At 32.4% G+C, this 9,375-nt stretch carries 12 protein-coding genes; 3 read left to right on the top strand and 9 right to left on the bottom strand.

The features are described 5' to 3' along the window. Positions 1–248 (top strand): exonuclease domain-containing protein (locus tag ACHZC3_RS08515; protein ID WP_394759447.1); only part of this gene is annotated, 248 nt, incomplete at its 5' end. A gap of 48 nt (positions 249–296) precedes the next feature. Here the strand turns inward: ACHZC3_RS08515 and ACHZC3_RS08520 are convergent. The 9 genes from ACHZC3_RS08520 to ACHZC3_RS08560 all read right to left on the bottom strand — a co-directional run bounded on the left by ACHZC3_RS08520 (position 297) and on the right by ACHZC3_RS08560 (position 8,370). Beyond that, a complete protein-coding gene (locus tag ACHZC3_RS08520) occupies positions 297–515 on the bottom strand; it encodes a putative signal transducing protein (RefSeq protein ID WP_394759448.1) in 219 nt (72 codons plus the stop codon). A 17-nt stretch (positions 516–532) separates the two neighbouring features. After that, positions 533–1,186, bottom strand: coding sequence for a DEAD/DEAH box helicase (locus tag ACHZC3_RS08525; protein WP_394759449.1), 654 nt, complete (start codon positions 1,184–1,186; stop codon positions 533–535). A 43-nt stretch (positions 1,187–1,229) separates the two neighbouring features. After that, positions 1,230–2,393, bottom strand: coding sequence for a sigma-54-dependent transcriptional regulator (locus ACHZC3_RS08530; RefSeq protein WP_394759450.1), 1,164 nt, complete (start codon positions 2,391–2,393; stop codon positions 1,230–1,232). A 77-nt stretch (positions 2,394–2,470) separates the two neighbouring features. Further along, complete coding sequence (locus tag ACHZC3_RS08535) at positions 2,471–3,775, bottom strand: ABC transporter permease (RefSeq protein ID WP_394759451.1); 1,305 nt, start codon at positions 3,773–3,775, stop codon at positions 2,471–2,473. Between the two features lie 131 nt (positions 3,776–3,906). Further along, positions 3,907–4,827, bottom strand: a complete 921-nt coding sequence (locus ACHZC3_RS08540) for an ABC transporter ATP-binding protein (protein WP_394759452.1) — start codon at positions 4,825–4,827, stop codon at positions 3,907–3,909. Between the two features lie 161 nt (positions 4,828–4,988). Beyond that, the gene (dnaJ, locus tag ACHZC3_RS08545) at positions 4,989–6,107 is read right to left on the bottom strand and encodes a molecular chaperone DnaJ (RefSeq protein ID WP_394759453.1); all 1,119 of its coding nucleotides are present in this window, start codon (positions 6,105–6,107) and stop codon (positions 4,989–4,991) included. A gap of 45 nt (positions 6,108–6,152) precedes the next feature. Continuing rightward, on the bottom strand, positions 6,153–6,725 hold the full coding sequence (locus ACHZC3_RS08550) for a nucleotide exchange factor GrpE (RefSeq protein WP_394759454.1): 573 nt from the start codon (positions 6,723–6,725) through the stop codon (positions 6,153–6,155). Positions 6,726–6,927: 202 nt separating this feature from the next. Beyond that, entirely contained in the window at positions 6,928–7,836 is a 909-nt protein-coding gene (locus tag ACHZC3_RS08555; protein WP_394759455.1) for a TIGR01777 family oxidoreductase, read from the bottom strand. Between the two features lie 81 nt (positions 7,837–7,917). Further along, positions 7,918–8,370, bottom strand: a complete 453-nt coding sequence (locus ACHZC3_RS08560) for a DUF4442 domain-containing protein (RefSeq protein WP_394759456.1) — start codon at positions 8,368–8,370, stop codon at positions 7,918–7,920. 184 nt (positions 8,371–8,554) lie between these two features. Between ACHZC3_RS08560 and ACHZC3_RS08565 the strand changes: the two genes are divergently transcribed. Together ACHZC3_RS08565 and ACHZC3_RS08570 are read left to right on the top strand one after the other, a co-directional pair. After that, a complete protein-coding gene (locus ACHZC3_RS08565) occupies positions 8,555–9,019 on the top strand; it encodes a DUF4870 domain-containing protein (protein ID WP_394759457.1) in 465 nt (154 codons plus the stop codon). Positions 9,020–9,096: 77 nt separating this feature from the next. Continuing rightward, positions 9,097–9,375, top strand: a 279-nt coding sequence (locus ACHZC3_RS08570; RefSeq protein ID WP_394759458.1) for a PadR family transcriptional regulator, incomplete at its 3' end; no start/stop codon positions are given.

A 9,375-nucleotide genomic window follows, 5' to 3' on the forward strand; every position in this document is an offset into this window, starting at 1 on the left:
GAATTGTAGTTGCTCATAATGAAAGCTTTGACAGGAATGTATTGATGAAATCTATGGCGCTTTATGGTTTGGATTATACCGATTTGAATATTTCTGAAAAATGGGAATGTACTGTAAAAATTTATAAAGCCAAAGGATTAAAACCTACAAAATTAAGTGATTGTTGTCGTGAAATGGATATTAAACTCAATCACCACGAAGCATTATCTGATGCTAGAGCTTGTGCTAAATTGTACTTACTTAAATAAAAAAAACCACTAATTTAAATTAGTGGTTTACTTTTGTGCAAATTTCGATTAAATACTCATTCTAAATTCTTCAATCACTGGATTTGCTTTTCCAAAATCTATTTCTTGAATAAAAACTTCTACAGCTTGATCGGCAGTTCCAAAACCTGCTAATTTAGCCGATTGTATGTTATTTTTTACAATTGTACTTACGCCAACCGCTTCAATTTTTGCTTGTAATGCTTGTGCTAAAATTTCGCTTCCCGAAAATATTTTCATCAATCCCATATTCTTTTTATTTTAAATTAATCTTCGTTTTCTTCCTCATCTTCTTCCTTGTCTTCCTCGTCTTCCATTTCAAAAAACAAAGGTTCGATCATTATTTTATCTGCTAGAGATTCTACTCTTTCGGTTAAATCGGTGGTAAAGAAAAGCCTTTGTGTTTTATCGATGCTATTTGACAAACGATGAATAACAGCATCCATGCGGTTTCTGAAAAGAATATCAGCATCATCGACCACAAACATTTTTACTGTACTTATATTAAATCCTGCCGAAGCAAACATAGCATTTATCCTATTTGGCGTTCCAATAAGCACATCTAATCCTAATGAAATAATGTTTTTATCATAATCGATATCGCCTTTGTCATGTACTCCCAAAATACTTAAATCATGATATTTGGCATATTTCATGAACATTTCTTCCATTTCTAGAACACGTTCTTTGTTTTCGACAATGATTAAAACTCTTGTGCTTTCGCCAACGGATTTTTCCATTCGCTGAATCACATTAATAATTATTGTTGTCGATTTTCCAGAACCTTTTGGCGCAACTACAACTGCATCGGCACCACTTTTTATAGTACTAAATGTTTCTTGTTGCAACTCATTGGCTTCGGTTAAACCGTTTTCGATAAGTGCTTGTTGCAGGTTTTCGTTTATTTTTTTTAGTTTCATTTTAATTGACTGAAAGATTTAATTATTTAAATCTTTTAATTTATTATTTACTTGCAAACAGTTTTACATCGTCTTCAGAAATTTCGTTTCCACCTAAAATAATTAAGCGTTCTACTACGTTTCTTAGTTCACGAATATTTCCTGTCCAGTCGTATTCTTGTAATAATTTTATAGCTTGTTTAGTGAATACTTTTGACACATTTCCTTGTTCTGAGGCAATCTTATCATTAAAATGTTCTATTAACAGAGGAATATCATCACGACGATCATTTAAAGCCGGAACTTTTATCAAAATTACAGCCAAACGATGGTATAAATCCTCACGGAAACGACCTTCTGCTATTTCTTTTTTTAAATCTTTATTGGTAGCAGCTACAACACGAACATTTACTTTTATGTCTTTGTCTGCTCCTACCCTTTGTATCAAACTTTCTTGTAAGGCACGCAGAACTTTGGCTTGTGCCGAAAGACTCATATCTCCTATTTCATCTAGAAAAATAGTTCCACCATCGGCTGCTTCGAATTTTCCTGCACGGTCTTTCACTGCCGATGTAAAGGCTCCTTTTACGTGGCCGAATAATTCACTTTCTATCAATTCTGATGGAATTGCAGCACAGTTTACTTCGATTATTGGGAAATTGGCTCTTTCGCTTTTTTCATGTAATTGATGTGCTACGAGTTCTTTTCCTGTTCCGTTCGGTCCAGTGATTAAAACTCTAGCTTCAGTTAGTGCTACTTTTTCAATCATGTCTTTGATGTGATTGATGGGTTGGCTCTCGCCTATCATTTCGTAGTTTTTAGAAACTTTCTTTTTTAGTATTTTGTTTTCTACAACTAACTTTTTTTTATCTAAAGCATTACGAACAGTATTTAATAACCTATTTAAATCTGGTGGTTTGGAAATATAATCGAAAGCGCCCAATCTCATAGTATTTACAGCTGTTTCTAGATCTCCGTGACCAGAAATCATCACCATTTGTATTTCGGGTTTGAGTTTTTTTGCAGCTTCAAGAACTTCGACACCGTCCATTTTTGGCATTTTGATGTCGCACAGCACTAAATCATAGTCTTCGTTTTTTATTTTCTCCAGACCTTGTACGCCATCTTCGGCTTCATCAACAATATAAGTATCGCTTTCTTCCGTTAGTATTTTGGTTAATACACGTCGGATTGCTGGTTCGTCTTCGATGATTAGAATTTTGCTCATTTTTTTTAGTTTCAAAGGTGCAAAGTTACAAAGTTTCAAAGGAAAAACTTTGACTCTTTGAAACTTTGCACCTTAAATTAATATTTAAGCCATTTGTATAATTCTTTCCAGGTTGGTTTTTTACCATACATTAGGATTCCAACTCGGTAAATTTTTGAAGCAAACCAGACTACGCCTAGGAATGTTGCAAACAATATAGTGATAGATAGTACTAATTGCCACCATGGCACACCAAACGGAATTCGCATTAGCATAACAATAGGTGATGTAAGTGGAATCATAGAAAACACTGTAGCTACCGTTCCGTGCGGATCATTTATTACAGTAAAAAAACCGATGTAAACACCTAACATAAGTGGCATAATGATTGGCAATAAGAATTGTTGGGAATCGGTTTCGGAATCGACAGCAGCTCCGATAGCTGCATAAAATGAGCTATATAGGAAATATCCTCCTATGAAATAGATTACGAAACAAGTGATTAATGTTCCTAATGGTAAATTGAAAAACTCTTTGAGATAACTTTGCATTGTAGTTCCTAATTCATGCTGAACTGCATTTGCCATTGCTGGATTGATGCTGGCTTGCGCACCAGTTTGTATGCCAAAGAATGCCGAAATTCCAAATAATAAAATTGCTCCTACGATTGCCCAAATGGCAAATTGTAGAATTCCTGCTAATGAATTCCCAATGATTTTACCCATCATTAATTGATATGGTTTTACCGATGAGATGATGATTTCGATAATTCGAGATGTTTTTTCTTCGATAACACTTCGCATGACGAAATTACCGTAAATGATAATGAACATCATGATTAAGTAACCAAATGCTCCACCAATTGCAATCTTCATTTCGTTGATACCTTTTATGGTATCTTCTCCAGAAAACTTAGTTAAATGTATATTAGAATCTACCTTTGCTTTTTCGATTTTATCGTAATCAAAACCTAATGTAGTTAAGTTGTTTTGTGTTAATTTAGCATCGATTACTTTTTCAATTCCCATGATGAATTCCATACTTGGACTATCGTCTGAAATATATTCGACTTTAGAAGACAATTCTTGAGTATTGGCAACTTTAGGGATAAAAATAAGTCCTTCGTAGTTCTTGCTTGCGGTGTCTTTTGCTAATTGTAATGGCATTCCTGATAAATCGACGTAAACCGTTTCTTTCGTGTTTTTGAAATCGGATTTTAAAACTCCAGATTCATCATGAATAGCGATTTTTGTAACCTCATCTTTATTCATACTAGCGAGATAACCCACAAAAAATGACAATCCTACGATTAATAATGGACTTAAAAAAGTCATTATGATAAATGATTTATTACGAACTTTTGCAATAAATTCTCTTTTTATGATTAGTGATAATACAGACATTTTAGATTATTAGATTGTTAGACTTCTTAGATTTCTTAGATTTCTTTATGACTACTTGGTTTGTTAGACTTTTTAGATTCTTAGATTTTTTTCTATCTAAGTTGTCTAAAAATCTAGCTATCTAAGCAAGTCTAGTTACTTACTGTTTGAATAAATATATCGTTTACACTCGGAATGTTTTCTGCAAAATGAGTTACTTGACCTCTATTTGTCAAAATACTTAACAACTCATTTGATGTTGCCGTTCCTAAATCTATCTCTAGTTTCAAGTCATCATTTAGAGATTTGAAATCCGTTTGACCAACAGTAAATTTCTGAGTTAAATCGTACATTAAACCCTCTACATTATTTGTCATAATTCCTACTTGGAACGTATTTTTTCGGTACTGGCGTTTTACATCTTCCAGTCTTCCTTCAATCAATTTATTCGATTTATGTATTAAAGCAATATCGTCACACAATTCTTCGACACTTTCCATACGATGTGTCGAGAAAATAATAGTAGATCCTTTTTTCTTTAATTCTAAGATTTCGTCTTTTATTAAATTGGCATTTACAGGATCGAAACCTGAAAATGGTTCATCGAAAATTAATAATTTTGGTTGATGCAAAACCGTAACCACAAACTGTACTTTTTGCGCCATTCCTTTGGATAATTCTTGGATTTTTTTATTCCACCAACCTTCAATTTCAAATTTTTCGAACCAATATTTAAGTTGTTTTTGTGCTTCGGCTTTAGACAATCCTTTTAGTTGTGCGAGATACAAACATTGTTCACCTACTTTCATCGTTTTATACAAACCACGTTCTTCTGGCATATAACCAATATGTTGAACATGATGTGGAGCGAGTTTTTCTCCGTCGAGAATTATCTCACCACTATCTGGCATCGTAATTTGATTGATGATACGAATTAAAGAGGTTTTTCCGGCACCATTAGGACCTAAAAGACCGTAAATACTACCTTTAGGAACTTGTAATGAAACACTATTTAGGGCAGTATAATCGCCATATTGTTTGACTACATTTTTAACTTCAAGAATATTACTCATTGTAGAAAGTTGATTTGTTTCGTCTGTTCAGCCTTTTTGACCTCGCATGTGTAAATGTAAAGAATTAGTAGAAAAGTGTAGCTATTTGTTACAAAAAACCCACCTTAATTTGCACTAAGATGGGAAAAAAAATAAAACGGATATAAAACCCGTTCTATAAATTATGAAAACATATCTTTTACTTTCTCAAAGAATGATTTTTCTGATTTTTCTGGACTTGGAATAAAGTTTTCGTTTGAAATATTATTTTCAAAAAATTGCTTTTGCTCCTTGTTTAAAGTTTTTGGTGTCCAAACATTTACATGAACTAGCAAATCACCATTTCCGTAGCTATTGATACTTGGAATTCCTTTTCCTTTTAGTCGGAGAATTTTTCCTGATTGTATTCCTTCTTCTAATTTGATGCGAACTTTCCCGTTTACTGCTTCAATATCTTTAGATATTCCTAGGACAGCTTCAGCAAAACTAATATACAAATCGTAATGTAAATTTTCGCCTTCACGTTTTAAGAATTCGTGTTCTATTTCTTCGATAGCAACGATAAGATCACCTGGAATTCCATTTCCTGGCGCGTCGTTTCCTTTGTTAGACACTTTTAATTGCATTCCATCTACAACACCAGCGGGGATTTTTATAGAAACCGTTTCGTCTTCTAAAATCATTCCTTGTGCATCGGCATTGGCAGGTTTTTTGTCTAACATTTGACCTGAACCTCCACAAGTTGGACAAGTTGAAGCCGATTGCATACGACCCAAAATAGTATTTGTAACACGCATTACCTGACCTTGGCCATTACAAGTAGAACACGTTTTGTATGAAACACCTTGTGCTTGTACTTTACGTTTGACTTTTACTTTTTTCTCGACACCATTGGCAATTTCTTCTAGCGTTAATTTGACTTTGATTCTCAAATTACTTCCTTTAGTACGACGCTGACCTCCGCCTCCGCCTCCAAATCCGCCGAAACCACCACCACCGAAAATATCTCCAAATTGACTGAAAATATCGTCCATATTCATACCGCCTCCATGAAAACCACTGCCTCCACCATTACCACCTTCAAAGGCCTGGTGTCCGAAACGGTCGTATTGCGCTTTCTTTTGTGGATCACTTAACACTTCATAAGCTTCGGCAGCTTTCTTGAAATTTTCTTCAGCAGCTGCATCACCAGGATTTTTGTCTGGGTGAAACTCGATTGCTTTTTTGCGATAGGCTTTTTTTATTTCAGCTTCTGAAGCACTTTTTGTAATGCCTAATATTTCGTAAAAATCTTTTTTCATTTTTATTATTTTACCCTTTACTTTCGTTTAGGGTGACAATTTGATTTAATTTCCAATAACTACTTTAGGAAAACGGATAATTTTATCACCTAATTTGTAACCTTTTTCAATCACATCGACAATTTTTCCTTTTAGTTTATCTCCTGCAGGAATTTGTGTAATTGCTTCAGCATAATCAGCATTGAATGCATCTCCAGCTCTAACTTCCATAACTTCCAATCCTTTTGAGAACAAAGTGTCTTTTAGTTTGGTATGTATAAGCTCTACTCCTTTTACTAAATTATCATCTTCTGATTTAGAAATTTCGACAATAGCTCTGTCAAAATCATCCATAACTGGCAACATGGCTTGCAAAACTTCCTGATTGGCAGTTTTAAACAAGTCTATTCTTTCTTTAGTAGTGCGTTTTTTATAATTTTCGAATTCAGCAAAAAGACGCAAAAACTTATCTTTTTCGTGAGCTAAATCTTTTGCTAATTGTTCTTCAACACTTAATTCTTCTATGATTAATTGTTCTCCATTAGCATTTTCTTCTAATGTTATTTCATCTAACTCTTTATCAATTTCAGTATTCTCCGTAGTCATTTTTGATTTATTTTTAAATATATTTTGAAACATTCTTTTGAGATTGCAAAAGTACTGCCAATTATAAAATAAATGTCAAATTGTCATTCTTAATTTTAATATAATTTTAAGAAAGAGTTGCTGTTTATTGATTATATTTGAATATATTATATCCTGAATACACACGCAATACTTTTTTATATACTATTATTAATTCATCATACCAGAAAGACGTTCACCACTATGAACGTCTTTTTTATTTATATAAAAGTTGATTTAATGCAGATTGAATAAGCTTGTATTGAAATACAAAACCTTTCTCTTTTATTTTTTTTGAACTTACATTTTGGCTTTCAAAAAGTAACGTATGCATTTCTCCTAGTATTAATTTCATTACGAATTGGGGAACATTAGGCATAAAAAAAGGTTTTTCTAAAATTTTTGCCGCAGAATAATTTAATTCATAATTGGTAACTGGTGTTGGAGCTACTGCATTATAAGTTCCTTGAAGATTATTTTGTAAAGCATACAAAAACATATTTGCTAAATCGTGAATATGAATCCAAGATTGAACTTGTTTTCCTGAACCAAATGGCGAGCCTAATCCTAATTTAATAGGTTTTAGTATTTCCGGAAGTGCACCGCCATTTTTAGCAAGAACTAAACCTATACGAAGTATACAAACATTAATATTTAGTCTTTCTATTTGATTAATGGATTCTTCCCATTTCACAACTACATTAGAAAGAAATGTATTATCAAATTTTTTAAAATCCTCAGAATAATAATTTTTTAAACTATCCGGATAAATTCCTATAGCTGATGCCGAAATGACTTGTTTTACTTGATGCGGATTGTTTTTTAAAGCATTAAATAACAAGTTTGCCGATAATACCCTACTTTCAATTATTTCCTGTTTGTATTTAGATGTCCATCGTTTTGCAATACTTGCACCTGCTAAATGTATGATTGTATTTACACCTATTAGACAATTTTCGTCGATAACTCCAGACTCTGGACTCCAATAAAACCCATTATAATTGGGTTGGTGTTCGATTTTATTTTTGTTTGTAGTGAGATAATTTATTTTTAACCCATTTTGCAAAAGCAATTCGGTAAGTGCAGAACCTACGAGACCTGTAGCGCCAGTTATTAAGACTTTCATTATAATTTTTGTATAAAATTACTAAATGATTGTCTTAAGTATTTATTAATTGTATTGATTTTAACTATTGTTAGATACAATTTATTTTACTCTAATACTCCACTCAAAATCCATTTCAGAAACTTGCTCTCCTTTTTCGTTGGTTCCAATCGATTTCATCCAGAAGGTTTGTCCTTCTCCTGTTTCTAGCGTTCTTTTTACAGCTTCTTCTATAAGATGTCCGTCGTTGCAAGTAAAAGTGATTCTTCCAGTCGCTTTTTTAGTAAAGTTTCCTTTGTTATTAGCAACCAACATAGATATGTTTCGTTTGCTTTTTTTAATATGCAACATAACCATTGCTCCTGTTGTGAGTTCGGCAGCCATGGCTTGTACGGCAAAATACATCGATTTGAATGGGTTTTGATTCATCCAACGATGTTTCACAGTTACTACACATTGTGATTCGTTTATACTTTTTGCTCTCACACCACATAAAAAAGCAGAAGGTAATTTGAAAAATAAAAACTTGTTTAAATTTGATGCTGAAAACTCCATAACACTATATTTTTCGCTAATGTACAAAAAAATACTATGCGTGCCTATTATTTTGATTTGTTAAAAAAACGTTAATATTTAGTACTTTGCAATACACAATACCTTTTTTTAGACGTATCTTTGCATAAGAAATTAATAGTCCAAAGAAAGTACTATTAAAAAATTAATCAAAAAAATCAAAATCATGGAAACAACGCTAACATCAAACAACGAAAAAAGCTACTCGACATTTATTCATTTAAGTGCATTAACTAAATATTTTATTCCTTTTGGAAATTATATTTTACCTATTGTATTATGGGGAAGCAAAAAAGATTCATCAGAATTTATAAACCATAATGGAAAGCAAATCTTAAATTTTCAGTTAAGTATGTTATTATACTCCTTGTTGTTATTATTTATTTCAATTCCAACTTTACTTTTTTCTGTATTCAGTAATGTGAGTTTTAATGAAATTGAAAATGGCGATTTTATTATCGAAAAATTATCAACTGGAAATATTACAGGAATTGTTCTAATAGCAATAATCGCAATCGCATTATTTTGTTTTATGAAAATTTCTGAATTCTTCTTAATTATATATGCAGCAATAAAAACTAGTGAAGGAGAATATTTCAAATATCCTTTTACTATTAATTTTCTAAAATAAGTTTCAATCATCAGCCGAAAGGCTAAATCAAAAATCAATCAAAAAATGAACAGTTTAATCATTAAAAAAGAAAATCTATGAACATTGAAAACACAAAAGCGCAAATGCGAAAAGGTGTTCTTGAGTTTTGCATCTTATCAGTCTTAAAAGATAAAGAAGCATACACATCAGAAATATTAGACACCCTAAAAAACGCAAAATTACTTGTGGTAGAAGGAACCGTTTATCCGCTTTTAACAAGACTTAAAAACGACGGATTACTTGACTACCGCTGGGAAGAATCATTATCAGGTCCGCCACGAAAATATTATGGCTTGACCGAAGAAGGAAATCAATTTTTAACTGAATTAAATGGC

The sequence above is a fragment of the Flavobacterium sp. genome (assembly GCF_043720215.1).
Taxonomy (GTDB): Bacteria; Bacteroidota; Bacteroidia; order Flavobacteriales; family Flavobacteriaceae; genus Flavobacterium.

What these genes read in the sequence shown, in the direction of transcription:
- ACHZC3_RS08520 (WP_394759448.1), bottom strand. Translation starts at nt 515, where the DNA reads ATGGGATTGATGAAAATATTTTCGGGAAGCGAAATTTTAGCACAAGCA.
- ACHZC3_RS08525 (WP_394759449.1), bottom strand. Translation starts at nt 1,186, where the DNA reads ATGAAACTAAAAAAAATAAACGAAAACCTGCAACAAGCACTTATCGAA.
- ACHZC3_RS08530 (WP_394759450.1), bottom strand. Translation starts at nt 2,393, where the DNA reads ATGAGCAAAATTCTAATCATCGAAGACGAACCAGCAATCCGACGTGTA.
- ACHZC3_RS08535 (WP_394759451.1), bottom strand. Translation starts at nt 3,775, where the DNA reads ATGTCTGTATTATCACTAATCATAAAAAGAGAATTTATTGCAAAAGTT.
- ACHZC3_RS08540 (WP_394759452.1), bottom strand. Translation starts at nt 4,827, where the DNA reads ATGAGTAATATTCTTGAAGTTAAAAATGTAGTCAAACAATATGGCGAT.
- dnaJ (WP_394759453.1), bottom strand. Translation starts at nt 6,107, where the DNA reads ATGAAAAAAGATTTTTACGAAATATTAGGCATTACAAAAAGTGCTTCA.
- ACHZC3_RS08550 (WP_394759454.1), bottom strand. Translation starts at nt 6,725, where the DNA reads ATGTTTCAAAATATATTTAAAAATAAATCAAAAATGACTACGGAGAAT.
- ACHZC3_RS08555 (WP_394759455.1), bottom strand. Translation starts at nt 7,836, where the DNA reads ATGAAAGTCTTAATAACTGGCGCTACAGGTCTCGTAGGTTCTGCACTT.
- ACHZC3_RS08560 (WP_394759456.1), bottom strand. Translation starts at nt 8,370, where the DNA reads ATGGAGTTTTCAGCATCAAATTTAAACAAGTTTTTATTTTTCAAATTA.
- ACHZC3_RS08565 (WP_394759457.1), top strand. Translation starts at nt 8,555, where the DNA reads ATGGAAACAACGCTAACATCAAACAACGAAAAAAGCTACTCGACATTT.